This window comes from Streptomyces sp. NPDC040405 (assembly GCF_055595765.1).
In genome coordinates this window covers 247,595-271,438 of sequence record NZ_JBVIVI010000004.1, presented here as the reverse complement: position 1 = coordinate 271,438, position 23,844 = coordinate 247,595, and the positions used below count along the sequence as shown (strand labels likewise).

22 protein-coding genes are annotated in these 23,844 nt (G+C 73.8%); 9 read left to right on the top strand and 13 right to left on the bottom strand.

Annotated elements, in window-relative coordinates; genetic code table 11:
• Positions 1-26: 26 nt before the first annotated feature.
• Both treY and ACZ59A_RS18970 read left to right on the top strand, forming a co-directional pair.
• Positions 27-2,465 (top strand): malto-oligosyltrehalose synthase, encoded by a 2,439-nt coding sequence (treY, locus tag ACZ59A_RS18975; protein WP_470960069.1) that lies wholly within the window; start codon positions 27-29, stop codon positions 2,463-2,465.
• Between the two features lie 155 nt (positions 2,466-2,620).
• Complete coding sequence (locus ACZ59A_RS18970; RefSeq protein WP_470960067.1) at positions 2,621-3,718, top strand: lytic polysaccharide monooxygenase auxiliary activity family 9 protein; 1,098 nt, start codon at positions 2,621-2,623, stop codon at positions 3,716-3,718.
• 55 nt (positions 3,719-3,773) lie between these two features.
• Here the strand turns inward: ACZ59A_RS18970 and ACZ59A_RS18965 are convergent, their stop codons facing one another.
• The 4 genes from ACZ59A_RS18965 to ACZ59A_RS18950 are packed head-to-tail and all read right to left on the bottom strand — an operon-like array spanning position 3,774 to position 6,662.
• The gene (locus tag ACZ59A_RS18965; protein WP_470960065.1) at positions 3,774-4,706 is read right to left on the bottom strand and encodes a phosphatase PAP2 family protein; all 933 of its coding nucleotides are present in this window, start codon (positions 4,704-4,706) and stop codon (positions 3,774-3,776) included.
• 11 nt (positions 4,707-4,717) lie between these two features.
• Positions 4,718-5,674, bottom strand: coding sequence for a hypothetical protein (locus tag ACZ59A_RS18960; protein WP_470960063.1), 957 nt, complete (start codon positions 5,672-5,674; stop codon positions 4,718-4,720).
• Entirely contained in the window at positions 5,671-6,012 is a 342-nt protein-coding gene (locus ACZ59A_RS18955) for a PadR family transcriptional regulator (RefSeq protein WP_468047631.1), read from the bottom strand. The genes ACZ59A_RS18960 and ACZ59A_RS18955 overlap by 4 nt, the downstream gene beginning before the upstream one ends.
• Before the next feature lie 53 nt (positions 6,013-6,065).
• On the bottom strand, positions 6,066-6,662 hold the full coding sequence (locus ACZ59A_RS18950; RefSeq protein WP_470960061.1) for a hypothetical protein: 597 nt from the start codon (positions 6,660-6,662) through the stop codon (positions 6,066-6,068).
• A 258-nt stretch (positions 6,663-6,920) separates the two neighbouring features.
• Between ACZ59A_RS18950 and ACZ59A_RS18945 the strand changes: the two genes are divergently transcribed.
• Both ACZ59A_RS18945 and treZ read left to right on the top strand, forming a co-directional pair.
• On the top strand, positions 6,921-7,829 hold the full coding sequence (locus ACZ59A_RS18945) for a GNAT family N-acetyltransferase (protein ID WP_470960059.1): 909 nt from the start codon (positions 6,921-6,923) through the stop codon (positions 7,827-7,829).
• 106 nt (positions 7,830-7,935) lie between these two features.
• The gene (gene treZ, locus ACZ59A_RS18940) at positions 7,936-9,693 is read left to right on the top strand and encodes a malto-oligosyltrehalose trehalohydrolase (RefSeq protein WP_470960058.1); all 1,758 of its coding nucleotides are present in this window, start codon (positions 7,936-7,938) and stop codon (positions 9,691-9,693) included.
• On the opposite strand, the gene msrB is transcribed toward treZ, so the two are convergent.
• The 4 genes from msrB to ACZ59A_RS18920 all read right to left on the bottom strand — a co-directional run bounded on the left by msrB (position 9,681) and on the right by ACZ59A_RS18920 (position 13,118).
• A complete protein-coding gene (msrB, locus tag ACZ59A_RS18935; protein WP_470960056.1) occupies positions 9,681-10,100 on the bottom strand; it encodes a peptide-methionine (R)-S-oxide reductase MsrB in 420 nt (139 codons plus the stop codon). The two genes, treZ and msrB, sit on opposite strands and share 13 nt — an antisense overlap.
• A 13-nt stretch (positions 10,101-10,113) precedes the next feature.
• On the bottom strand, positions 10,114-11,583 hold the full coding sequence (gene murC / locus ACZ59A_RS18930; protein ID WP_470960054.1) for a UDP-N-acetylmuramate--L-alanine ligase: 1,470 nt from the start codon (positions 11,581-11,583) through the stop codon (positions 10,114-10,116).
• Between the two features lie 95 nt (positions 11,584-11,678).
• Positions 11,679-12,164, bottom strand: a complete 486-nt coding sequence (locus ACZ59A_RS18925) for an indole-3-glycerol phosphate synthase (RefSeq protein ID WP_470960052.1) — start codon at positions 12,162-12,164, stop codon at positions 11,679-11,681.
• A 123-nt stretch (positions 12,165-12,287) separates the two neighbouring features.
• Positions 12,288-13,118 (bottom strand): pyrimidine reductase family protein, encoded by an 831-nt coding sequence (locus ACZ59A_RS18920; protein ID WP_470960050.1) that lies wholly within the window; start codon positions 13,116-13,118, stop codon positions 12,288-12,290.
• Between the two features lie 66 nt (positions 13,119-13,184).
• Here ACZ59A_RS18920 and zapE point away from each other — a divergent pair, with 66 nt between their 5' ends.
• Together zapE and ACZ59A_RS18910 are read left to right on the top strand one after the other, a co-directional pair.
• Positions 13,185-14,288 (top strand): cell division protein ZapE, encoded by a 1,104-nt coding sequence (gene zapE, locus ACZ59A_RS18915; RefSeq protein WP_470960048.1) that lies wholly within the window; start codon positions 13,185-13,187, stop codon positions 14,286-14,288.
• A 108-nt stretch (positions 14,289-14,396) separates the two neighbouring features.
• Positions 14,397-15,809, top strand: coding sequence for an alkaline phosphatase PhoX (locus tag ACZ59A_RS18910; RefSeq protein ID WP_470960046.1), 1,413 nt, complete (start codon positions 14,397-14,399; stop codon positions 15,807-15,809).
• Here ACZ59A_RS18910 and ACZ59A_RS18905 read toward each other — a convergent pair.
• Both ACZ59A_RS18905 and ACZ59A_RS18900 read right to left on the bottom strand, forming a co-directional pair.
• On the bottom strand, positions 15,803-16,471 hold the full coding sequence (locus tag ACZ59A_RS18905; protein WP_470960044.1) for an ABC transporter: 669 nt from the start codon (positions 16,469-16,471) through the stop codon (positions 15,803-15,805). The two genes, ACZ59A_RS18910 and ACZ59A_RS18905, sit on opposite strands and share 7 nt — an antisense overlap.
• Positions 16,468-17,367 (bottom strand): ABC transporter ATP-binding protein, encoded by a 900-nt coding sequence (locus tag ACZ59A_RS18900; protein ID WP_470960042.1) that lies wholly within the window; start codon positions 17,365-17,367, stop codon positions 16,468-16,470. Before ACZ59A_RS18900 ends, ACZ59A_RS18905 begins: the two co-directional genes overlap by 4 nt.
• A 111-nt stretch (positions 17,368-17,478) precedes the next feature.
• On the opposite strand from ACZ59A_RS18900, the gene ACZ59A_RS18895 reads away from it, so the two are divergent.
• A complete protein-coding gene (locus ACZ59A_RS18895) occupies positions 17,479-18,231 on the top strand; it encodes a peptidyl-tRNA hydrolase (protein ID WP_470960628.1) in 753 nt (250 codons plus the stop codon).
• Positions 18,232-18,809: 578 nt separating this feature from the next.
• Here ACZ59A_RS18895 and ACZ59A_RS18890 read toward each other — a convergent pair.
• Positions 18,810-19,736, bottom strand: coding sequence for a class I SAM-dependent methyltransferase (locus tag ACZ59A_RS18890; RefSeq protein WP_470960040.1), 927 nt, complete (start codon positions 19,734-19,736; stop codon positions 18,810-18,812).
• 236 nt (positions 19,737-19,972) lie between these two features.
• Here ACZ59A_RS18890 and ACZ59A_RS18885 point away from each other — a divergent pair, with 236 nt between their 5' ends.
• Entirely contained in the window at positions 19,973-21,052 is a 1,080-nt protein-coding gene (locus ACZ59A_RS18885) for an NAD-dependent epimerase/dehydratase family protein (RefSeq protein WP_470960038.1), read from the top strand.
• A gap of 56 nt (positions 21,053-21,108) precedes the next feature.
• Here the strand turns inward: ACZ59A_RS18885 and ACZ59A_RS18880 are convergent, their stop codons facing one another.
• Both ACZ59A_RS18880 and ACZ59A_RS18875 read right to left on the bottom strand, forming a co-directional pair.
• Positions 21,109-22,221, bottom strand: coding sequence for a sensor histidine kinase (locus ACZ59A_RS18880; protein ID WP_470960036.1), 1,113 nt, complete (start codon positions 22,219-22,221; stop codon positions 21,109-21,111).
• Positions 22,214-22,978 (bottom strand): response regulator transcription factor, encoded by a 765-nt coding sequence (locus tag ACZ59A_RS18875; RefSeq protein WP_470960034.1) that lies wholly within the window; start codon positions 22,976-22,978, stop codon positions 22,214-22,216. The genes ACZ59A_RS18880 and ACZ59A_RS18875 overlap by 8 nt, the downstream gene beginning before the upstream one ends.
• Before the next feature lie 115 nt (positions 22,979-23,093).
• Between ACZ59A_RS18875 and ACZ59A_RS18870 the strand changes: the two genes are divergently transcribed.
• On the top strand, positions 23,094-23,816 hold the full coding sequence (locus tag ACZ59A_RS18870) for a glycosyltransferase family 2 protein (protein WP_470960032.1): 723 nt from the start codon (positions 23,094-23,096) through the stop codon (positions 23,814-23,816).
• Positions 23,817-23,844: the final 28 nt, after the last annotated feature.

The following is a 23,844-nucleotide window of genomic DNA, read 5'->3' as shown; positions in this document are numbered from 1 at the left end:
TGCCTCGCGTGGGTACTTACGTTCATATGACGGCTGACCGCACCGCGCCCACCGCCACCTACCGGCTGCAGCTCCAGCCCGGTTTCCCCTTCGCGGCCGCCGAGCGGGCCGTGCCGTATCTGGCCTCGCTCGGCGTCTCCCATCTGCATCTGTCGCCCGTGCTGGAGGCCCGCCCCGGGTCGGACCACGGGTACGACATCGTGGACCACACCGCCGTACGCGCGGAGCTGGGCGGCGAAGCGGGCCTGCGCGCCCTCGCCCGTACGGCCCGGGCGCACGGCCTCGGGCTGATCGCCGACATCGTGCCGAACCACATGGCGGTGCCCGTACCGGAGCGGCTCAACAGGCCGCTGTGGGAGGTGCTGAGGGACGGCCCCGCCTCGCGTTACGCCCGGTGGTTCGACATCGACTGGGGCGAGCACGGCGGCAAGGTGCTGCTGCCCGTCCTGGGCGGGCCGCTGGGCGAGGAGTGGGAGCGGCTGCGGCCCGGGGACGACGGGGTGCTGCGCTACTACGACCACGAGTTCCCGCTGCGGCCCGGCACCGAGCGGCTGCCGCTGCCCGAACTGCTGGACGCCCAGTGGTACCGGCTCGGCTGGTGGCGGCTGGCCCGCACCGAGCTGAACTACCGCCGCTTCTTCACCATCTCCGAGCTGATCGCGGTGCGCGTCGAGGACGCGGAGGTCTTCGACGCGACCCACGGCACGCTGCTGGCGCTGATGCGCGACGGGGTGCTCGACGGGCTGCGCGTGGACCACCCGGACGGCCTCGCCGACCCCGGGGGCTATCTGCGGGCGCTGGACGAGGCGGTGCGGGCGGCGACGGGCGGCGAGGGCCGCTGGACCGTCGTGGAGAAGATCCTCGCCCGGGACGAACCGCTACCCGCCCACTGGCCCGTCGCCGGGACGACCGGCTACGACGCGCTGCACCACATCGACGGGCTCTTCGTCGACCCGGACGGGCTGGAGAAGCTGACCGCCGTCTACCGGAGCTTCACCGCCGCCCCGCCGGACGAGGGCGGCGACTGGGCGGCGACGGTCCGCCGCGCCGCCCACCACGTCGTCACGCACGAACTGGCCTCCGAGGTGGCGCGCCTGACCCGCACCGCCGCCCGGATCTGCGCCGCCTCGCCGCCGCTGCGCGACCACGCGCCCTGGGCGCTGCGCACGGCGATCCGCGCGCTGCTCGTACGGCTGCCGGTCTACCGCCCGTACGCCACGGTGGGCCCCACCGGGGCGGCCGGGGCAGACGCCTTGGTCGCGGCCGACGCGGCGGCCGACGCGGAGATGCTGCACCGGGCCGCGGAGGACGCCCGTACGACCTTCACGGTCATGGACGAGGCCCGGGCGGTGGACACCGTCCGAGAGGCGGCGCTCGGCAGGCTGGGCGACGGCCCGGACCACCGCGACTTCTGCGCCCGCTTCGCCCAGACCGCCGCCGCGCTGCGCGCCAAGTCCGTCGAGGACACCGCCTTCTACCGCTACACCCCGCTGCTCTCCGCGGCGGAGGTGGGCGGCGACCCGGGGCGCCCGGCCGTCTCGCCCGAGGAGTTCCACGCCTTCGCCGCCCGGCTGCTGCGCGACTGGCCCACGACCGGAACGGTGCTCTCCACCCACGACAGCAAGCGCAGCGCCGACGTACGGGCGCGGATCGCGGCACTCACCGAGTCCCCGGCCGGGTGGGGCCGACTGCTGGCGGAACTGACCCCACAAGCCGAAGCCCCTGATCCGCAGCTCGCCTGGACGGCCTGGCAGACCGCGTTCGGCCTGGGCACGGCGGACCCGGAACGGCTCGTACCGGCAGTCCTGAAGGCGGTCCGGGAGGCCGGGCTGCACACGACCTGGACCGAGCAGAACGCCGCGTACGAGGACGCCGTGACCGCCTTCCTGGAGGCCGCCGGGCCGTGCGATCCGGCCTCTCCTCCATGGGCGGCGTTCGAGGCCGAAGTCGCCGCCCCCGCCCGGGCCAACACGCTCGGCGCGGCCCTGCTGCACCTGACCATGCCGGGTGTACCCGACCTCTACATGGACACCGAGCGTGCCTACCGGGCGCTCGTCGACCCGGACAACCGCCGCCCGCCCACCCTGGACACCCCGGCGGCCGACGACCCGTTGTCCACCGAGAAGCTGCTGCTCACCCGGGCCGCGCTGCGGCTGCGCCGGGACCACCCGGAGTGGTTCGGTCCCGGGAGCGCGTACACCCCCCTGATCGCCGCGGGTCCGGCAACCGCCCACTGCGTGGCCTTCTTACGAGCGGACCGTACGGGCGGCGACGGCGGCGCGGTCACCGTCGTCACCCGCCTCTCCCGCCGCCTCGCGGAGACAGGCGGCTGGGCCCCCCGCACCCGCCTGCCCCTGCCGCCCGGCCCCTGGCGGGACGTCCTGACCGGGCGCCCGGCCGAGGGGGCGACCCCGCTCGGCGATCTGCTGACCCGGCTCCCGGTGGCCCTCCTGGTCCGCGTCTGAGCCACATCTGAGCCGTGTCCGAAAACAGGGCACACGTGTTCGCGTCCTGAAGCATTTACAGTCACACCCCGGCGCGCTACGTTCACAAAGCAACTTGGGAGCGCTCCCATACCGACGGTTCCTGACCCGATCACGTCGAAGGGAAGACCAGCGCAATGGCTCGACGATTACTGGCCCCCGCACGCCCCCCACACCCGCCGGGCAGTTCCCGCGCCCGCCGATACGCCCTGCTGGTACTGCTCTCCGTACTGCCCGCCCTCGGCCTCGTCTTCACCTCCGGAGGCAGCGCCTCCGCCCACGGCGCGCCCATGGCGCCGGGCAGCCGTACCTATCTGTGCTGGAAGTACAGCCTGTCCAGCACCGGTGAGGTCAAGCCGACCAACCCGGCCTGCAAGGCCGCGTTCAACAAGAGCGGCGCGACCCCGTTCTACAACTGGTTCGCCGTGCTCCGCTCGGACGGCGCGGGCCGGACCAAGGGCTTCATCCCGGACGGCAAGCTGTGCAGCGGCGCGGCCACCGTCTACGACTTCTCCGGCTTCGACCTGGGCAGCAAGGACTGGCCGGTGACCCATCTGACCTCCGGCAAGTCGATGCAGTTCTCGTACAACGCCTGGGCCGCGCACCCGGGTTCGTTCCGCAGCTACGTCACCAAGAACCCGATCGACCCGACGAAGCCGCTCACCTGGAACGACCTGGAGGACCAGCCGTTCGACACGGTGACCAACCCGCCGCAGTCCGGGCCGGTCGGCACGGTCGACGGCAAGTACACGTGGAACGCCACCCTGCCCTCGGGCAAGAGCGGGCGCCACATCATCTACACCGTCTGGACCCGCTCGGACAGCCAGGAGACCTTCTACAGCTGCTCCGACGTCGTCTTCGACGGCGGCAACGGTGAAGTGACCGTCCCGGGCGCCAGCTCCGGCGGCGGTGACCCCACCGACCCGCCGACCTCCAAGTGCACGGCGACTCAGAAGACCACCAGCACCTGGAACGGCGGCTACCAGGCCGAGGTGACGGTGGCCAACACCGGCGCCACGCCCATCTCCTCGTGGATGGTCGACTGGACCCTGCCCTCCGGACAGCGGGTGGACAGCGCCTGGAACGGCAAGCTGACCACCAGCGGTACGGCGGTCTCGGTCACCAACGCCGACTGGAACGGCTCCCTGGCCGCCGGGGCCTCGACCACCTTCGGCTACGCCGCCAGCGGCGGAGCCCCGGACACCGCGGCCGCGCCGGTCTGCATGGTGCACTGACCCTTCCCGAGAGCCGGGAGTGCCCTGATCCGCTCTCAGGAATGTCAGGTGCACCTCACCCAGCCGGTCTGCCGCCCCGTCCCCTCCGGACGGCAGACCGGCCATCGGTGTGTGCGGGCCGCCCGACTGCGGCGTACCAGACCAGGGCCGCACAGGTGAAGGCCGTCGCCGCGGAGACCAGTGACCTTGTGAGGGTGTCGCTCCGTGCGCCGGAAACGAGGGCGACGGCCAAGGCCAGCGTCAGGGTGGTGAAGGGCAGCGCACGGGGGCTCCGCGTGCCGCCCAGCGCGGCGGCCGACGGCAGCAGCCAGGTCGCGAGGCCGTAACAGGCACAGGCCAGCAGTGTGGCTCCCAGCACTTCGCTGGGCCGGTGGCCGCCCATGGTCGCGCTGGCGGCGGCGATGCAGGCGAGCCACAGCACACCGGCCGTGGCGACGTAGGGGCGGATGCGGGGGGAAACCACGAGGACGGCGGCGAGGGTCAGCGCGGCGGGGATGGCCGTGTGCCCGCTGGGGAAACCCTGATCAAGGAGATTCTCGGGCGCGCCCACCAGATCGGGACGGGGCATGGTCGATTTGAGCACCTCCTTGCCTCCGGTCGTGAGAATGACGACCCCGAGCGCAGCGCACCCCTGCCACCAGCACCGCCGCACCAAGGTGAGGACCACGATGACGGCCAGGCCCACCATCAGGGTGGGCTTGGCGCTCAATTCCATCGGCGGCAGGGGCGTCGAGCCGTAGGCCGCTCCTGACAGGGGGTAGATCCATGCTTCTTCGCTGCCCTGTTTACCGAGACCGAACAGGGCGTTCTCAGCTCGTTGCCCCCACGGGGTGCAGATGGCGAGCAGGTAGACCGTCAGGAACCCCAGGGTGTACAGCAGGGCCGGCATCCACAGCCGTGTCGCACGCGACGGGCTGGGGTCGTCGGGGGCCTGCCTTGAGCTCCCCGGACTGTGCGCGGGCAAGGTCGGAGAATCGTGCTGAGTCATCGTTCTGCTCCTCATTCGGCGAGTGCCTGCCCCTGTCGGCGCTGGGCGGTGACCGCCAGGGCGGGGAGGGGTGCGATCAGCAGGAGGAGGACGACCAGGTCCGGAAAGGACTGCATGAACGCGTCCGGCTGGACGACGATCGCCTGCGTGCGGACGATCGCGACCGCCGCGACGGGGATCAGCCACCGGTAGTCGCCGGTGGCGGCCGTCGCCACCCACGCGCCGAGCAGCGCGGTGGCTTCGAGGACGAACAGGCCGCGCTGGAAAGCCGGACTGACGGAGATGATGTGCAGGCCCCCGGCCATGAACATGGCCAGCACGACGGGGGCCAGCCAACGGTAGGAGCGGCGTCGCAGGCAGTTGGGACGGCAGAGCGCCAGCACGGCGCACGCGGCGCACAGTGTCCCCGAGAGCACCAGGTCACGGGCCGTTATCGGGGCGCCGAGACCGTAGTAGCTCAGGCCCGCCTTGCCCTCATCGCCGAAGAGGGTGCGGCCGTGGGACGTGGCACCGGCCCAGATCATGGCTGCCGCGGCAGGCAGCGCGATCCACGGTCTGCCGCGCAGCAGAGCGATCAGGCAGCCCAGCGGGAGCAGCCCGTAGGGCAACAGCCTTATCCGCGTGGGACCTTCGGCCCACGGGTACCAGCCGGAGAAGTGGAAGGCGATGGCGTGCTGTCCGGGGTCGATGCGCAGTGCCCAGTGCCACACGTCCTGCAGGTACGGAACCAGCGCCAGCGCGGCGAGGGCCAGGGCGGCCAGATGGATGCCGTCCAGCCACCACGGCCGGGCCGTGTCGTCGACGACGGCACGGGCACGGGCCCGCGCCCCGGCACGCGCCAAGGCGGCGACTTCCCGCGGCGGGGGCCAGGAGCGGCCGGGATACACCTCGGCCAGGCAGGTCAGCACCTCCTCTCCCTGCCGGGAACGGTAGGGCTCGGGATAGACCACAAGCAGCAAACGGTTCATGCCGGGGCCGCTCCGGCATCCCGCGAGCGTCCGATGACGACGGCTGCCGCCTGCTGCATCCGCAGCGCCTCCCGGCCGAGCGCCTCGGAGCCGTCCTCGGTGATCCGGTAGTAGCGCCGCGCCCGCCCGTCCACGATCTCCTCATGTCCGGCGGCCACCAGCCCGGCCCGCTCCAACCGCTCCAGCGCGCCGTAGAGAGTGCCGACGGCGATCCGGAGCCGTCCGTCGGTGGCCTGCTCGGCAGCCTTGATGATGCCGTAACCGTGCAGCGGTGCGTCCATGAGCGCGGCAAGGATGAAGTACTGCGGTTCCGTCAGGGACGGGTTCCGTCGTGTCATGCGCCGAGCATATATCGAGCTACGAAATATATCTGCCAGTCCTGGGCCACCGCTCAGGCGATTCCGCGCTTCGCGCGCTCGGCATCGATGAGTTCCTCCATCAGCTCCTCCGGATCCACCCCGTCCTCGGGGTCGTAGAGGTCGTCGTAGTCCTGCCCGCTGAGGGGGAGGCCGAGGGCGGCGAGCTGGGCGGACAGCTGGGAGAACGCGGTCCGTTCGTCGGGCTCGTCGTCGTAGGAGGCCCGGTCGGCGGCGCAGGCTTCGGCCAGGGTGCTGCCCGCCAGGTTCCAGTACGAGAACTCGGTGTCCAGCTCGATGACGGGCCAGGGGCGGTCGGCGGGCTCGTCGGGGTGCAGCCAGTAGCCGATCCAGCCCTTGCCGCCCTCCGCGACGAGCTTGACGTACGCGGCCATCTCGGCGGCTCCCGCATTGATGGCCTGCATCTCGGGGTCCGCGCGTTCCGCTTCGCTCTGATAGCTGGTGTCGAGGAGCGGGTGGAGCTGTCCGGGTTCGAAGAAGGTCAGGTCGAGGAGGTAGCGGAAGTCGGTGCGGTTCTCCCACTGCGCGACCAGCATCGTGCGCAGGTCGTCGGGAATCGGACGGCCGTCCAGCCGCTCGCGGGAGAACTCTGCGAGCCGTTCTTCGAACATGGTCCCTCTTCACTGGTCGAAACGCGGGGAAGCACGATGGTCAGGTGACTCTAGAGGCGGCCACCGACAGGCGGCGGAAATGCCGTGGACAGGGGCGCGTTGGGGTCCTTAAGGTGCGCGGTACGCCCGCGAGACGAGGAAGGAGGCGCCGAGCCATGAACACGTACGTCATTCCGCGCTCCCGCCCCCTCTCCCCAGGGCGTACCCCCGTCTGATCAGGCATCCGACCGGGAGCGCAAGGCTTCTGGAAGGAACCCCATGACCGGTCTGGTCTTCCGCGCGCTCGCCGAGGGCGACGCGCGTCTGTTTCACACACTGCCCGACCCCGCGCTCGTCGGCCGGGGCCGCTTCGGGCACACCTACGCCACCGTCGGCCAGGGCGGGCAATACCGCCCGGAGTGGACCTGGGTGGCGCTGCGCGGGGAACGGGTCGTGGCCCGCGCCGCGTGGTGGGGCGGGCCCGACGACACCGCTCCGGTGGCGCTGGACTGGTTCGACTTCGCCGAGGGCGAGGCCGCGGCCGCCGCGGAGCTGCTGCGCACCGCGCCCCTGCGCGCCGAGTACAGCCTGCTGGCGCCGCCCGGCTGGCGCGACCGGCCCGAGGAGAGCGCGGCGGTGCGGGCCCGGGTCGACGCGGCCGTGGCGGGCGGGCTCACCCCCCTTGTCGAGCGCTACCGCTACGACTGGACGCCCGCCCTCGGGCTGCCCGAGCGGCCGGGGCGGCTGGAGTTCCGGCCGGAGCCCGACGACGCGGTGATCGCCGACGTACTGCGCCGCGTCCACCAGGGCACGCTGGACGCGCACGACCGGCGGCTCATCGCCGAGGGCGGCATCGAGGCCGCGGTCGCCGAGAACCTGAGGGAGTTCCACTGGTACCCGTCGCCCCGTGACTGGTGGCGGCTGGCGTGGACGCCGGGCGGGGAACTCGTCGGCATCCAGGTGCCCGCGCACAATCCGGCCGGTCCGTGCGTGGGCTTCATCGGAGTAGTCGCCGGGCAGCGCGGCCACGGCTACGCGTACGACCTGCTCGTGGAGTGCACCCACGACCTGGTGGAGCGCGGCGCGACGAAGATCGCCGCCGCGACCGACCAGGGGAACCGGCCGATGGCCGCGCACTTCGCCAAGGCGGGCTACCCCGTCACGCAGGAGCGCATCGACCTGGTGTGAGCCCGGCTCGTGTGAGTGTGGCCGGTGTCGTCCTGCTGCGCGTCAGGTGCTCCGTCCCACAGCATGGTTTCCGAAGCCGTCCGCAGGACGATGTGAGGAGACGCCAGTGCTGTTCGAGGTGTGGGCGCCGCATGCCGAACGAGTGGGGCTTCACGTGGAGGGCCGTACGCATCCCATGGAGCGCGATCCCGCCCGGGACGGGTGGTGGCGGGCCGAGGCCGAGGCGGGGCACGGGACGGCGTACGGCTTCGCGCTGGACGGCGGCCCCCCGCTGCCCGATCCGCGCTCCCGCCGCCAGCCGGAAGGCCCGGAGGGGCTGAGCGCGGTGGTGGACCACTCCCGGTTCCCGTGGGAGCGGGAGTGGTTCGGGCGGCCGCTGCCGGGCGCGGTGCTGTACGAGCTGCACATCGGGACGTTCACCCCGGAGGGCACCTTCGACGCGGCCGCCGAACGGCTCCCCCACCTGGCCGACTTGGGCGTCACGCATGTGGAGCTGATGCCGGTCTGCCCGTTCCCCGGGACGCACGGCTGGGGGTACGACGGGGTCGCGCCGTGGGCCGTGCACGAGCCGTACGGCGGACCCGAGGGGCTGGCCCGGTTCGTGGCCGCCGCGCACCGGCACGGGCTCGGCGTCGTGCTGGACGTGGTGCACAACCACCTGGGCCCGTCCGGCAACCGACTGCCGGAGTTCGGGCCGTACTTCACCGACACCCACCACACCCCGTGGGGCGCGGCGGTCAACCTGGACGCGCCCGGCTCCGACGAGGTCCGCGCGTACTTCCTCGGCAGCGCGCTCGCCTGGCTGCGCGACTACCGGCTGGACGGGCTGCGGCTGGACGCCGTGCACGCGCTGCACGACACCCGGGCGCGGCACTTCCTGGCCGAGCTGTCCGCCGCGGTGGACGCGCTGGCGGCCCGGGTCGGGCGGCCGCTGTTCCTGATCGGCGAGTCGGATCTGAACGACCCCCGCACCACCACCGGGCGCGAGGCGGGCGGCCACGGTCTGCACGCCCAGTGGAACGACGACTTCCATCACGCCCTGCACACGTACCTCACCGGCGAACGGCAGGGCTACTACGCGGACTTCGCCGCCTTCGCCGCCGGGGGGCCCGCGGCCCTGGCCAAGACCCTTCGGAAGGGCTTCTTCCACGACGGCACGTATTCGGCCTTCCGGGCCCGCCGCCACGGCAGCCCGCTGCACCCGCCCACCACTCCGGCGCACCGGCTCCTCGGCTACGCCCAGACGCACGACCAGATCGGCAACCGGGCGACCGGCGACCGGCTGTCCGCCCGCCTCTCCCCCGGGCTGCTGGCCTGCGCGGCGGCCGTCGTGCTGTGCGCGCCGTTCACCCCGATGCTCTTCATGGGCGAGGAGTGGGGCGCGGGGACGCCCTGGCAGTACTTCACCGACCACCGGGACCCGGAGCTGGCCGAGGCGGTACGGCGCGGGCGGCGCCGCGAGTTCGCCGCCCACGGCTGGGCGGAGACGGACATCCCGGACCCCCAGGACCCGGCGACCCGGCTGCGGTCCTGTCTGGACTGGGCGGAGCCGGGCCGGGAGCCGCACCGGGCGCTGCTGGACTGGCACCGGCGGCTGATCGCGCTGCGCCGCGCCGAGCCCGCCCTGACCGACCCCGACTGGTCCCGCACGGAGGCGGCGACCGGTCCGGACGGCTGCTTCGGCTTCCGGCGCGGCCCGCTGCGTATCGTCCTCAACCCGCAGAACCGGGCGGCGGACGCCCGGCTGGAGCCGGGCCCCGCCGAGGTGGTCGCCGCTTGGCGGCCGGTCGAGCCGCCGGGCCCGGACGGCGCGCTGCGGCTGCCGCCGGAGACGGCCGTCGTACTACGGACTCAGCCCTCCTGAGGGGCCTCCTGAGGGGCGAGCCGCAGCGAGATGGAGTTGATGCAGTACCGCTGGTCGGTCGGGGTCGGATAGCCCTCGCCCGCGAAGACATGGCCGAGGTGCGAGCCGCAGCGGGCGCACCGCACCTCGGTGCGGACCATGCCGAGCGAACGGTCGTCGATCAGCTCGACCGCGGAGGAGTCCGCCGGGTCGTAGAAGGACGGCCAGCCGCAGTGGCTCTCGAACTTCGTCTCGGAGCGGAACAGCTCCGCGCCGCACGCCCGGCACGAGTAGACGCCGGTCGTCTTGGTGTCGGTGTATTCACCGGTGAAGGGGCGCTCGGTGCCCGCCTCGCGCAGGACCTGGTACTCCTGCGGGGTCAGCTCCGCGCGCCACTGCTCATCCGGCTTGTCGATCTCGTACGCCATGGACGGACCCTCCTCAGCTCTCCCGGCTCGCCGGGCTCCTCAGGGCGCTCCGGGCCCGCCGCGTCTGCAGACGGGCGAGGATCTCCGGACCGAGGTCGGTGACATCGCCCGCGCCCATGGTGAGAACAAGGTCACCGGGCCCCGCCATTCCGGCGATCAGGCCGGGGATCGCGGAGCGGTCGTGCTCGGCGGTCACGTCCGCGCCGTGGCGGGCGGCGGCGTCGATCACCAGGTCGCTGGTGATGCCGGGGACCGGGTCCTCGCGGGCCGGGTAGATGTCGAGGACGACGGAGGCGTCGGCCAGCGTCAGGGCCTCGCCCATCTCGGCGCCCAGCTCCTGCGTACGGCTGAACAGATGCGGCTGGAAGACCACCAGGACCCGGCCCTCCCCGGCGCCGCCGCGGATCGCCTCCAGGTCGGCGGCGATCTCGGTGGGGTGGTGCGCGTACGAGTCGATGACCTGCACCCCGGCCGCGGTGCCCTTGAGCTGGAGGCGCCGCTTGACGCCCGTGTACGAGGCGATGGCGGGGGCGAGGTCGCGGACGGGGACGTCCAGCGCGGCGCCCGCGGCGAGCGCGGCGACGGCGTTGTGCGCGTAGTGGCGGCCGGGCACGGAGACGGTGAAGGTGATCTTCCCGTCGTCCTCCCCGCCGCTCAGGGCCTCCGCGAGCTGGACGGTGACCTCGCTGGTCAGCCCGTGCGGGACGACCTCCAGGACCCGCACGTCCGCGTCGGCGGCCTCGCCGTAGGTGAGCACCCGCAGGCCCTCGCGGCCCGCGAGCTCGGCGGTCAGCTCGCGGGCGCCGGGGTGGTCGGCGGAGATCACCAGGGTGCCACCGGGCCGGACGCGCTCCACGAAGGTGCGGAACGAGTCGTAGATCTCGTCCATGGAGGCGTAGTTGGCGTGGTGGTCCAGCTCCACGTTGAGGATGATCGCGACCTCGGGCGCGTACTTGTGGAAGCTGCGGTCGCTCTCGTCGGCCTCCGCGACGAAGATCTCGCCGCCGCCGTGCTCGGCGCTGGAGCCGGGCACGTCCAGGTCGCCGCCGATCACGTACGACGGGTCGAGGCCGAGGGTGCTCAGCGAGACGGCGAGCATCGAGGTCGTGGTCGTCTTGCCGTGCGTACCGGCGACCGCGATCGGGCGGTGGCCGTCCATCAGGGCGGCCAGGGCGTCGGAGCGGTGCACGACGGGGATGCCGCGCTCGTGGGCCGTGACCAGTTCGAGGTTGTCCGCGCGGATGGCGCTGGAGACGACGACGCTGGTGGCGTCGGGCGCGACGTTCCCGGCGGCGTGGCCGATGTGCACGGTCGCGCCCAGCTCGCGCAGCGCGGCGACGATCGGGGAGTCCTTGGAGTCACTGCCCGCGACCCGTGCGCCGCGCTGGACGAGGACCTTCGCGACGCCGGACATACCGGCGCCGCCGATGCCGATGAAATGCGGACGGTCCAGCGCGTCGGGGGCAATGCCGGCCGGTGCCATGTACGGGTCTCCCCTGGGTGAGCGGTCTTCTGGGTTCTGTCGGCCCGATTCTCGCACCCCGCCGGGCTCCTCCCCCACGGTTCCCCTTACGGCGCTCAGCCGCCCGTGGTGGCCTGCCCCTCGTCGACCTCGTCGTCCGTGTGCGAGAAGAGCTTCAGCACCGGGACGCCGACCTTGTGGCGGGCCCGGGAGGCCCAGTCGCGGTGGAAGAACTCCTCCACGAAGTGCGGCGCGGTGAGGACGATCACCTCGTCGGCGCCCGTCTCCTCCACCACCCCGCGCAGGACGTCCAGGGGGCGCCGCTGTACGACGTGGCCGCGGGCCTCGCTGCCCGCCGCACGCAGGGCCGCCACCGAGTGGTTCAGGGCGCGCTCGGCGGGCTCCAGCGCCTCGCTGCCCTCCGGCTCCTCGCCCTCCTGGGTGGCCTGTTCCAGCTCGCCGAGGGCGATGTCGTCGATGGCGCGGAGCAGCCGGTCCTTGCTGCCCCGGGGCTGCATCAGCACGACGAAGGAGACCGGGTCGTCGCCGTGCAGGGTGGTGACGAACTCCACGTCGGCAGCGGTCAGCGGCTTTTCGATCATCAAAATGCTCGTGAACACGACGTGCGCCCTCTCGTTCTTCAAGCCTTCAACGAAGCGGTGGGAATGCGGTGGGGACGGGGTGGTGGGAATGCGTGGTGGGAATGCAGTCCGTTTAGCGCAAAACTATGGGTAAATCCGACGGTAGCGGGTGAAAAGGAAACCGGCGTCCTCCAGTACGGAAGCGAGAGCGAACCGCTCCGGTTCCATGGCCAGGGGGCCGTTCGCGATCCGTGCCGCGTCGCCCGCGACCATCAGCGGGGCCACGGCGAGGCACAGCTCGTCCAGCACCCCCGCGGTCACGAACTGCGCCAGCAGCCTGGGGCCGCCCTCCGTCAGCAGCCGGGTGTGGCCCAGCTCGGCGAGCGCCGCCGGGATCGCCGCCACGTCGACCCGCCCCGAGGGACCGGCCCCCGCGCGCACCACCCGGGCCCCGGCCGCCCGCGCCGCCTCGATCCGCTCCTCCGCGGCCTGCGCACCGGTGATCACCACGGTCGGCACCAGCGGCTCGGTGAACAGCGGCCTGGCGAAGTCCAGCTCCAGGCTCGCGCTGACCACGGCGATCGCGGGCGCCGGGGGCTGGCCGAGCGCGGCCCGGCGCTCGGCGAACGCCTCCCGGGCGCGGGCGGGCCGGTAGCCCTCCTGGCGCACGGTCTCGGCGCCGACCACCACCGCGTCGGCGAGCCCGCGCAGCACCCCGAAGATCCGCATGTCGGTGTCGGACGACAGCGGCTGCGACCGGCCGTCGTGGTGTGCCGCGCCGTCCAGCGAGGACACCATGTTGGCCCGCAGATACGCCCCCGAGGCGCTCTGCGGCCGGTCCGGATAGGCGTACGCGTCGGCCAGCTCGTCCAGCCCCCACTCGCGGTCGGCGGCGGAGGCGGCGGCGGACGTGCCATCTTCCGGGGCGGCGGACGGTTCGGACGGTTCGGTGGCCAAGGGGAACAGGCGTCGCATGGCCGCAGTGTGACATGGCTCCCTCCGGGACGGTCCTCTCGGGAAAAGCGACTACCCTGGACACCCGTGTCTGCACCAATCACCACGTCCGGCTCGGCAGGCTCCATAGCCGCCGAAGCCCCCGTCGCCCTCACGGCCCGCGCGCCGCAGGTGCCTGCCGAGCGCCTGGTGGCCGAGATGGTGCCGCCGCCCCGGTTCGCCACGGTGAGCTTCGACAACTACATCCCGGACCGCGACCAGCCCAGCCAGACCGAGGCCGTCACCGTGCTGCGCGGCTTCGCCGAGGGGCTGGGCGGCAGCGGCGCTTGCGCGGGCAAGGGCGGCCGCAGAGGCTGGTTCCGCCGGGCGGCCAAGCCCGCCCCCAGCGGCCCGCGCGGGGTGTACCTCGACGGCGGGTACGGCGTCGGCAAGACCCACCTGCTGGCCTCCCTGTGGCACGCGACCCCGGCCGCGGCCGAGCAGAAAGCGTTCGGCACCTTCGTGGAGCTGACGAACCTGGTGGGCGCGCTCGGCTTCCAGCAGACCGTGAAGACCCTGAGCGATCACCGGCTGCTGTGCATCGACGAGTTCGAGCTGGACGACCCGGGCGACACCGTCCTCGTCTCGTCCCTGCTGGGCAGGCTGGTCGAGGCGGGCGTGGCGCTCGCCGCGACCTCCAACACCCTCCCCGGCAAACTCGGCGAGGGCCGGTTCGCCGCCGCCGACTTCCTGCGCGAGATCCAGGGGCTGTCCGCCCACTTCCGGCCGGTGCGCATCGACGGCGAGGACTACCGCCACCGGGGGCTGCCCGAGGCCCCCGCCCCGCACTCCGACGAGGCGGTCACCCGCGCGGCCAAGCGCACCCCCGGCGCCTCCCTGGACGCCTTCCCCGCCCTGCTGGAGCACCTGTCGCAGGTGCATCCGAGCCGTTACGGCGCGATGTGCGACGGCATCCAGGCCGTGTGCCTGACCGGGGTCGGCCCCGTGCCCGACCAGTCGACCGCGCTGCGGCTGGTGGTGCTGGCGGACCGGCTGTACGACCGCGAGGTGCCGGTGCTGGCCTCCGGGGTGCCGTTCGACCAGCTGTTCAGCGAGGAGATGCTGAACGGCGGCTACCGCAAGAAGTACTTCCGGGCGATATCCCGGCTCACCGCGCTCGCCCGCGACGCGAGGGAACTGGCCGGAGCGTAGGCCGGGGGTGCCTGTGCGCGCCGTATCGATCAGATGGTTCCCGGGCGGCCCGGGCGCGTGATACACACGTGCGGTCATCTTTCCTGTCCGCCAGCAGGGAGTTACCGCATGTCAGCGACACGACGTCAGATCCTGGGCCGTACCGGTGCGCTGGGCGCCTCCATCGCCTTCACCGGCAGCATCCAGGAACTCTTCGCCGGTACGGCCACGGCCGACACACCGGACCGGGCGGCCCCAGCGGCCCCGGACACCGCCGCGCGCGGCGGCTACGGCCCGCTCGTGCCCGATCCGGACGGCCTGCTCGACCTCCCCGAGGGCTTCCGCTACCGCGTGCTGTCCCGCGAGGGCGACGCGCTGCGTTCCGGTGAGGGCAAGGTCCCCAGCCACTGCGACGGCATGGCCGCCTTCCCGGGCCGCGCGAGCGGCCGGGAGGCCTGTACGCATCTGGTCCGCAACCACGAGAACCGCAAGGACGCCGCGATCCGCGTCCCCGCCGTCAAGGGCCTCACCTACGACCCGATGGGCATGGGCGGCTGCACCGCCCTCGCGCTCGACTCCGCCAACCGGGTGCTGTCGGAGCGGGTCGCCATCGCCGGTACGGCCGTCAACTGCGCGGGCGGCCCGACGCCCTGGCGTACGTGGCTGACCTGCGAGGAGACCGAGGACAGGGCCGGTACGAACGGCTACACCAAGGACCACGGGTTCATCTTCGAGGTCGACCCGTACGATCCGCGCCGCACCGGCGCTACACCGCTCACCGCCATGGGCCGCTTCCAGCACGAGGCCATCGCCGTCGACCCGCGCAGCGGCGTCGTCTACGAGACCGAGGACGCCTTCGAGAAGCCCTTCGGGCTCTTCTACCGCTTCCTGCCCCGTAAACCCCTCGGCGGGACCGGGTCGCTGCGCGCGGGCGGCAAGCTCCAGGCGCTGCGGGTGCCGGGGGTGGCCGACCTGTCCACCGTGCAGGAGCCGGGGACGTCCTTCAGCGGCATCGAGTGGGTGACCGTCCCCGATCCGCTCGCGAAGGAAACGCCCATCCGGTTCCAGGACTTCGGCGCGGGCGGCATCACCCACGCCCAGAAGCTGGAGGGCTGCTACTGGGGCGGCACGTCGGTCTACTTCGTCTCCAGCTTCGCCAAGAGCGCCGACGGCTCGGCCGCCGACCACTTCGGGCAGATCTGGCGCTACGAGCCGCAGCGCCACCGGCTCACCCTGGTGATCGTCTTCGGCCCCGGCACGGACGTCCAACTGCCCGGCGAGTCACCGGACAACATCACGCTCGCGCCCAGCGGCGGGCTGATGGTCTGCGAGGACGGCGAGGGCGCACAGCACGTCTACGGGCTGACCCGGCGCGGTGAGGTCTACCCGATGGCGCGCGGGCGCCAGAACATCGGTACCGAGGACAAGCCCGAGTGGGGTGAGTTCGCGGGCGTCACCTTCGCCCCGGACCACCGCACGATGTACGTGAACTGCTACACCCCGGGCACCACCTTCGCCGTCACCGGGCCCTGGCGTCACTGACGGCGTGAGCTGAGCGCACACGCGAGCGCCGTCGCCCCGGCGGCGAGCACGGCGGTCACGGCGAGGGGCAGCAGCGGCACCGTAACGGTGCCGCTGCGTGAGCCGTTGACCAGCCCCGACACGGCGGCGTTCGCGGGCGAGGCGCCGACCACGGAGACGAGTAGCGCGGCGAGCACGGTGGAGAGGACGGCCCAGCCGGGGCGGTGCAGCAGCGGCCTGTTGCACAGCGCGCCGACGGCCGTGCCCAGCAGCGCGCAGGCGAGCGCGGCCAGCAGTCCGGCGACGGTCGCCGAGGCCACGGGAATCCCGACCCGGCCGTCCGCACTGTGCGGATCGCCGACCAGCGCGACGTACGCCGTCCCGGCGCCCCCGAGGACGACCGCCGCGCCCAGCGCGGTCAGCACACCGGCCAGATGCACCCGCCCGGGACTCTGGGCGGCGGCCGCGCAAGAGCGCGCCGCGGCGGGCTCGTTGGTGACGCACACCCGCACCAGCCAGGCGGCGATCGGCAGCACCCCGGCGGCGGCGAACCCGAACGAGTCGAGGATCGGCTGCCCGGCCTGCACCCCGATGCCCATGAAGACGACATAGAGGAGGAGCGGCGGCAGCCAGCGATGCGAACGGACCAGCAGCGCGGCCTGATAGCGCAGCAGGGCGATCATGAGACCTCCGGATCGGCGGGGACTTCGGTCACCGAGCGGATGTGCCAGGGCGGCCGGGCGGTGAGCAGCACCCGAAGCAGCTCGTCGGAGTCGCCCGCACCGACCGTCAGCCGCACGACCGCGGGTTCGCCATCCGGCGCGGGCGGTGGCCCGGGGGCGTGCAGCGGGGCACCGGGGAGGTTCTCGGGGAGGGTGGCTCCCGGCGGGCGCTCGGCCTCCACTTGGATCCGTGGTCCGGCGGCGGCCGGGGGCCTGCCGGGGTCCGGCAGGGACCCGGCCGCCGGGCCCGGCAGCGGCTCCAGGCGGGCGTCCGCGACCCGGAACACCGCGTCCGGCGCACCGGCCAGGCGGCGGGGGTCGTGGTCGACGAAGACGACCGCGGCGCCGTCGGCGACCCGCTCGGCGACCGCCTCGTCCAGAACGCCGCGCGCGGTCCGGTCGAGCCCGGTCCACGCCTCGTCGAGGACCAGCAGGGCGGGCGCGGCCAGCAGCGCCTGCGCGACGGCGACCTTCTGGCTGGTGCCCTTGGACAGCTCGGCCAGCGGCGTGGTCGCGTACGCGTCCGCCCCGAACCGCTCCAGCCACTCCCCCGCCCCGCGCGCCGCCGCGGCCCGGCCCAGGCCGTGGATCCGGCCCAGGTGGGTGAGGTAGCCGAGGACGGAGAAGGGCAGCTCGGCCGGGAACCGCTCGGGGACGTACGCGGTGCGCGGGCGGCCGGTGATCCGGCCCGAGGTGGGTGCGTCGATCCCCGCGAGCAGCCGCAGCAGAGTGGATTTGCCGCTGCCGTTCGTCCCCTCGACCCGGGTCAGCGAGCCCGGCGGTACGTCGAGGTCGACGCCGCGCAGCACCCAGGGTCCGGCCAGGCCGTAGCGGCGCCCGACTCCTCGCAGTCTCATGTTGGTTGAGCATAGGCACTCGGGCGGCGGCCCGCCGCCGCTGGCTGCCGCTGTCGGCGGGTGCTGTCGGCGGGTGCTGGCAGACTGGAGCGCGTGACCAGCTCAGACGCCATGCCCACCAGCCCGCCCGCGATCCCCCGCAGCAGCCCGTTCCGGCATGCGGAGACGGACCGGGACGCGGCGCCGCAGTTCGTGCTGCCGTTGGTGGTGCGGATCGAGAAGGCCGCGCCCCCGGCCCGTACGGACGCGCTGGAGACGGCGGCGCGGGCGGTGCTGGTGCTGCTGTCGGACGAGCGGGCGACGGCGGCGGACGGCGAGTGGGCCGAGGCCGTGCGGGACTGGCAGGACGCCCGGATCCGCAAGGTCGTACGGCGGGCCCGGGGCGCGGAGTGGCGGCGGGCCCAGACCCTGCCGGGCATCACGCTCACGGGCCGGGCGGAAGCGGCCGAGGACGTTCCGGCGGCCGAGGTGCGGGTGTTCCCGCCGGTGCCGCTGGACGGCTGGCCCAAGGAGCTGGCCAAGCTCCAGGTCTCCGGCACCGACCTGGACGACCCCACGCCCCCACCCGCGCCGGACCCGGCCGGGCCGGTGCTGTGGCTGAGCCCGGAGGTCGGGATGTCGGCGGGCAAGGCGATGGCGCAGGCCGGACACGGCGCGCAACTGGCGTGGTGGGAGCTGGACGACGCGCAGCGGGCGGCATGGCGCGAGGCCGGTTTCCCCCTGGCGGTGCGGGTGGCGACGGCCGAGCGGTGGAGCGCGCTCACCGAAAGCGGCCTGCCGGTCGTACGGGACGCGGGCTTCACCGAGGTCGCACCGGGCTCCTGCACGGTGGTAGCGGACCACCCGGCCCTGCGCCGCCCGTAGGCCCGCCACGCGCGGGTGAACACCGGCCCGGGCCGGGCGGCGGCCACGACGGCCCGTACCAGACGGACAGCGGCCCGGACCCGCGCCACCGCCGCGCGAGCAACGGCCGGAGCCCGACGACCGCGCGCGGCCGCCACAACGGCCCGTACCCGACCGGCCGCAGCCGGGGCCCGTGTCACCGCCGCGCGGGCAGCGGCCGAGGCCCGGCAACCGAGCGCGCCGCCCCCGACGGCGCGTACTCGACCATCTGCGGCCGGGCCCATTTCACCGCCGCGCAGGCAGGGCCGGGGCCCGACGACCGAGCACGGCGGCCACCACGGCGCGTACCAGACCGACCGCAGCCGGGGCCCACGCCACCGCCACGCGGGCAACGGCCGGGGCCCGACGACCGAGCACGGCGGCCACGGCGGCGCGTATCAGACGGGCGGCGGCCGGGGGCCCGGCGACCGAGCGCGGCGGCCACCACGGCACGTACCCGACCGACCGCAGCCGGGGCCCACGCCACCGCCGTGCGGGCAGCGGCCGGGGCCCGGCGGTTGGGCGTGGGGGCCCACCGGGACCGACCGGCGCCGGGCGGGTCAGGCGCGGCGGCGTTTGCGGATCGCGCGTGTCACCACCGGCGGCAGGACATCGGCGGCCAGCCGTCGGACCTGGCTGGGGCGGCGCGGGGCGGAGGCGGCGGCCGGGGCGGCGGGCGACTGGCCCGCCTTCGGGGCCGGGGCGGGGGCGGCGGGCGCCTCGTCGGCGTAGCGGGACCGCGGCGCCGCCGGATTCTTCGGCTTCCCGGCGAACCGCAGCACGCGGCTGCCCGCGATCTCCTGGCGGCTCATGTTCATCCCGCGCCGCCACTGCTCGTCCTCGAGCATCTCTTCCTGGATGGGGCCGGGGTCGCCCCACATGCCGTAGAGCTTCTGCGTGGTCAGGCAGATGGGCCGCAGGCCGCGGTTGAAGACCGCCTCCCACGCGGCGGCGGCCACGCCGGGGGTGTGCTCGGAGCGGAAGTCGTCGAGCACGACGATGCCGCCGGGCAGCAGGACGTCACGCGCGGCGATGATGTCGCCCTCCACGTGCTCGTACAGGTGCGAGGCGTCGACGTGGACGAAGCGGCAGGTGTCGTCGTCCACGAGGCTGGGCACGATCGAGGTCGTGCCCTGGAGGATGTGGGGCAGGGCGTCGTGGAACGCCAGATAGTTCTGCTCGAAGGCGGTGCGGGTGAGCGTGGAGTACGACTTCCGGGCCTCCACCGCGTTGTTCGCGTCCGGCGCGTCCTCCGCGTCGAAGAGGTCGCAGACCGTGAAGCGCTCGTCGGGCCGCAGGTAGGCGGCGGTGAAGATGGCGCTCTTGCCCATGTAGGCGCCCATCTCCATGAGGTCGCCGCGCTCCCCCAGGCGCTCCTGGCGCCTCAGGAAAAAATCGAACAGCACTTGGTCAAGGCTGGGGAACCACCCCTTGACGTCATTGAGGCTGCGGGGACGCTGCTCTGCTGCGGCGGTGGTGGCCGTCATGGTGCTCTCTGTTCCTCGGAGGCGGTCGGGAGAGACGTGAATCGCGGGCCACGCTGGCAGTGGCAAGCAACGCCGGGACGTCACGGTTGTGTGTTTTATGTGACCGGAACACGGGGCGATCGGGCGGGCACAGGGGGTCAGCGGGCGGAAAGCCGCCCGGAACGGGGTCTTACGGACCGATGACGGCGCGGCGCGGACGCGGGATCCGGGGCCGCCGAACGCCTAGCGTCGGGGCCATGCGCGTACTGGTCACCGGAGGCGCGGGCTTCATCGGCTCGCACATCGTCACCGCACTCACCGACCGCGGCCATGAGCCGGTCGTCCTCGATGCCCTGCTGCCCGCCGCCCATCCGGAGCCGCCGCGGCCGTCCGGCGCCGAGTGGATCCACGCCGATGTGCGGGACCGGGCGGCGGTGGAGGAGGCGCTGCGCGGGGTGGACGCCGTCTGCCATCAGGCGGCGATGGTCGGCCTCGGCAAGGACTTCGCCGACGCGCCCGATTACGTCGGCTGCAACGACCTGGGCACGGCGGTCCTGCTGGCGGCCATGGCCGAGCGCGATGTGCGCTCGCTGGTGCTGGCCGGGTCGATGGTGGTGTACGGGGAGGGGCGCTACGACTGCCCCCGGCACGGCCGGGTGCGCCCCGGCCCGCGCGCCGAGGCCGACCTGGCCGCCGGGCGGTTCGAGCCCGGCTGCCCGGACTGCGGCACCCCGCTGCTGCCGGGCCTGGTCGACGAGGACGCCCCGGCCGACCCGCGCAACGTCTACGCCACCACGAAGCTGGCGCAGGAGCATCTGGCGGCGGCGTGGGCGCGGTCGGTGGACGGCCGCGCAGTCTCCCTGCGCTACCACAACGTCTACGGCCCCGGCATGCCGCGCGACACCCCCTACGCGGGCGTCGCCTCCTTCTTCCGCTCGGCCCTCGCCCGCGGCGAGGCGCCCACGGTCTACGAGGACGGCGGGCAGCGCCGCGACTTCGTCCACGTACGGGACGTGGCCTCGGCCAACGCCGCCGCGCTGGAGGCGGTCGCGGGCACGGCGGCCGCCGCCACGGCGGCCACGGGCGGCCTCACCGCGTACAACACCGGCAGCGACGACCCTCATACGGTGGGCGAGATGGCGGAGGCGCTGGCCGTGGCCTGCGGCGGGCCCGCGCCGGTGGTCACGGGCGCGTACCGGCTGGGCGACGTACGGCACATCACGGCCTCGTCGCGTCGGCTCCGCGAACAGCTGGGCTGGCGGCCCGCGGTTCCGTTCACCGAGGGCATGGCCGAGTTCGCCCGCGCGGCCCAGCGCCCGGCGGCCACGGTCCGGTAGCCCGAGCGGCCCGGCATGGCTGCCGCCGCCCGCCACGAGGCACCGCGGAGGTGTGGCTACGCCCGGGCGGCGGGGAGGCGGACCTCGAAGCGGCAGCCGCCGGCCACGTTCGTCACGGCCGCGTGGCCGTGGTGGGCCTCGACGATGCCGCGGACGATGGCAAGGCCCAGCCCGGCCCCCGCCGGGGGCGTGCGGGCGTGGGTGCCGCGCCAGCCGGTGTCGAACACGCGCGGCAGATCCTCCTCCGGTATGCCGCCGCAGCCGTCGGTGACGGACAGCACGACGGTGTCCGCCTCGCGCCGGGCGGCCACGGCGACCGTGCCGTCGGCCGGGGTGCGGCGGATGGCGTTGATGAGGAGGTTGCCGAGGACGCGGGTCATCTCCTTCCCGTCGACCTCGACGGGGATGGGGTCCACGGGGTCGCCGATCAGCTGGACGCCCAGCTCGCGGGCGAGCGGGTCGGCGCCCGCGAGGGCGTCGCCGATCAGGTCGTAGACGGAGATCCGCGTGGGGGCGAGGGACAGCGCCCCGGCGTGGATGCGGGACAGCTCGAAGAGGTCTCCGACCATGGTGTTGAGCCGCTCCACCTCGGTGCGGATCTGGCGGTGGTAGCGGTCCGGGTCGTCCACCATGCCGTCCTCCAGCGCCTCGGACATGGCCCGCAGCCCGGCCAGCGGGGTGCGCAGATCGTGGGAGATCCAGGCGACCAGCTCGCGGCGGGAGGACTCCAGGGCCCGTTCGCGCTCCCGGGACCGGGCCAGTTTGGCGCTGGTCGCGGCCAGTTCGCGGCCGAGTTCGGCGAGTTCGGCGGTGGCCGCGCCGCCGGGGGCGGCGAAGCTGCCGCCGTCCCCGAAGGAGCGGGCGGCGAGGGTCAGTTCATGGCTGCGGGCCACCACCCAGCGGCCCAGCAGCAGCGCGGTGGCCAGGGACACCACGGCGGCCATGGCGCAGACGGTGGTGACGACCGTCAGATCATGCGTGGACAGGAACATCGCCCAGGCGACGGCCAGGGTCCCGGCGAGCATGGCCGTCACCGCGACGGTGGCCACGACGGCGAGGGACACGACGACGGACCGGCCGCGCAGCAGCCGCAGGGCGAGCGCCCCGAAGAGCCCGGCCGCGGCGGCGCCGAGGAACGCGAACAGGGCCATCAGCAGGACGTCACTCATGGCGATCAGCCTCAGTCGGCGTGTCCGGCGCGTCGAAGCGGTAGCCCACGCCCCAGACGGTCTGGATGAGGCGCGGCGCGGCGGGATCGTCCTCGACCTTTCCGCGCAGCCGCCGCACATGGACGGTGACGGTGGACAGGTCGCCGAAGTCCCAGCCCCAGACGTCCCGCATCAGCTCCTCGCGGGTGCAGGCGAGCCCGGGGTGGCGCAGCAGGAAGGCCAGCAGGTCGAACTCGCGGAGGGTGAGGGCGAGTTCCCGGCCGTCCTTGGTGGCGCGGCGGGCCATCGGATCGAGGGTGATCCCGGCGCGGCGCAGCACGGTGCCCGGCCGTTCGAGGCGCTGCGCACCGGCCGGGGCGGCGGAGGCGCGCGGCCCGGTGCGGCTGCGGCGCAGTACGGACTCCACCCGCAGCACCAGCTCGCGCGGGCTGAACGGCTTGGTGACGTAGTCGTCCGCGCCGATCTCAAGACCGAGGATCCGGTCGTCCTCGTCGCCGCGCGCGGTCAGCATGATCACCGGCACCGGCCCCTTGCCGCGGAGCGTGCGGCACACGTCCAGGCCGTCCATGCCCGGAAGCATGAGGTCGAGGACGACCAGGTCGGGCCATTGGGCGTCGGCGCGCGCGAGCGCGCCGGGGCCGTCGGCGGCCCGGGCGACTTCGAAACCGGCGCGGGTGAGGTACCCGGCGACGACCTCGGCGACGGTCGGATCGTCGTCCACGACGAGCACGCGGCCGGGAGGCGGGGTCTGCTGCATGGCTCCAGCGTGGCACCCGGCCGGGTGGACCGTCCCGCCGATGACCGGGGCACGGCGGCGACGTCCGTGTTTCGTAAGGACTGGAAGTCCGTAATGTGGCTTTTTCGTTCGTAGGGTGGGCCGGGTGACCCACTCGACCACTCCTCATGCGGACGTCGTCCTTCCGTGTCTGGACGAGGCCGCCGCCCTGCCCTGGGTGCTGGAACGCATCCCCGCCGGCTGGCGCGCCATCGTCGTCGACAACGGTTCGACGGACGGCTCGGCCGCGCTCGCCCGCTCCCTCGGCGCCACCGTCGTCCATGAGCCCCGCCGCGGCTTCGGGGCCGCCTGCCACGCCGGGCTGCTCGCCGCCGACGCGGACGTCGTCTGCTTCTGCGACTGCGACGCCTCGCTGGACCCCGGGCTGCTGACGGGCTTCGTACGGAGCGTCGCCGACGGCGACGCCGACCTCGTCCTGGGGCGCCGCCGCCCCCAGGAGCGCGGCGCCTGGCCCGTACACGCCCGGCTCGGCAACCTCGCCCTGTCCTCGATGGTGCGGCGGCGCACCGGAGCCGTACTGCACGACCTCGGCCCCCTGCGGGCCGCGCGGCGCGCACCGCTGCTGGATCTGGGCCTCACCGACCGCCGCAGCGGCTACCCGCTGCAGATGGTCGTGCGGGCCGCCGACGCGGGCTGGCGGATCGAGGAGCGCGACGTGCCGTACCGGCCGCGGGCCGGAAAATCGAAGGTCACCGGCACCTGGCGGGGCACCTGGCACGCGGTGCGCGACATGCGGGCCGTCCTGCGTCAGCCGCCCGCGGCCACCTCCCCCGGCGACCGCGCGGGGGCCGCCCGGTGACCGCGGGGCGCACCTCGGACGGCGCTTC

Coding starts and splice junctions, on each gene's coding strand:
- treY (WP_470960069.1), top strand. CDS start 27: ATGACGGCTGACCGCACCGCGCCCACCGCCACCTACCGGCTGCAGCTC.
- murC (WP_470960054.1), bottom strand. CDS start 11,583: ATGGCACCGGCCGGCATTGCCCCCGACGCGCTGGACCGTCCGCATTTC.
- ACZ59A_RS18900 (WP_470960042.1), bottom strand. CDS start 17,367: ATGAGACTGCGAGGAGTCGGGCGCCGCTACGGCCTGGCCGGACCCTGG.
- msrB (WP_470960056.1), bottom strand. CDS start 10,100: ATGGCGTACGAGATCGACAAGCCGGATGAGCAGTGGCGCGCGGAGCTG.
- ACZ59A_RS18965 (WP_470960065.1), bottom strand. CDS start 4,706: ATGACTCAGCACGATTCTCCGACCTTGCCCGCGCACAGTCCGGGGAGC.
- ACZ59A_RS18905 (WP_470960044.1), bottom strand. CDS start 16,471: ATGATCGCCCTGCTGCGCTATCAGGCCGCGCTGCTGGTCCGTTCGCAT.
- ACZ59A_RS18875 (WP_470960034.1), bottom strand. CDS start 22,978: ATGCAGCAGACCCCGCCTCCCGGCCGCGTGCTCGTCGTGGACGACGAT.
- ACZ59A_RS18925 (WP_470960052.1), bottom strand. CDS start 12,164: ATGATCGAAAAGCCGCTGACCGCTGCCGACGTGGAGTTCGTCACCACC.
- ACZ59A_RS18890 (WP_470960040.1), bottom strand. CDS start 19,736: ATGACGGCCACCACCGCCGCAGCAGAGCAGCGTCCCCGCAGCCTCAAT.
- ACZ59A_RS18880 (WP_470960036.1), bottom strand. CDS start 22,221: ATGAGTGACGTCCTGCTGATGGCCCTGTTCGCGTTCCTCGGCGCCGCC.
- ACZ59A_RS18950 (WP_470960061.1), bottom strand. CDS start 6,662: ATGTTCGAAGAACGGCTCGCAGAGTTCTCCCGCGAGCGGCTGGACGGC.
- ACZ59A_RS18970 (WP_470960067.1), top strand. CDS start 2,621: ATGGCTCGACGATTACTGGCCCCCGCACGCCCCCCACACCCGCCGGGC.
- ACZ59A_RS18955 (WP_468047631.1), bottom strand. CDS start 6,012: ATGACACGACGGAACCCGTCCCTGACGGAACCGCAGTACTTCATCCTT.
- ACZ59A_RS18895 (WP_470960628.1), top strand. CDS start 17,479: ATGCCCACCAGCCCGCCCGCGATCCCCCGCAGCAGCCCGTTCCGGCAT.
- ACZ59A_RS18910 (WP_470960046.1), top strand. CDS start 14,397: ATGTCAGCGACACGACGTCAGATCCTGGGCCGTACCGGTGCGCTGGGC.
- ACZ59A_RS18885 (WP_470960038.1), top strand. CDS start 19,973: ATGCGCGTACTGGTCACCGGAGGCGCGGGCTTCATCGGCTCGCACATC.
- ACZ59A_RS18945 (WP_470960059.1), top strand. CDS start 6,921: ATGACCGGTCTGGTCTTCCGCGCGCTCGCCGAGGGCGACGCGCGTCTG.
- ACZ59A_RS18960 (WP_470960063.1), bottom strand. CDS start 5,674: ATGAACCGTTTGCTGCTTGTGGTCTATCCCGAGCCCTACCGTTCCCGG.
- ACZ59A_RS18920 (WP_470960050.1), bottom strand. CDS start 13,118: ATGCGACGCCTGTTCCCCTTGGCCACCGAACCGTCCGAACCGTCCGCC.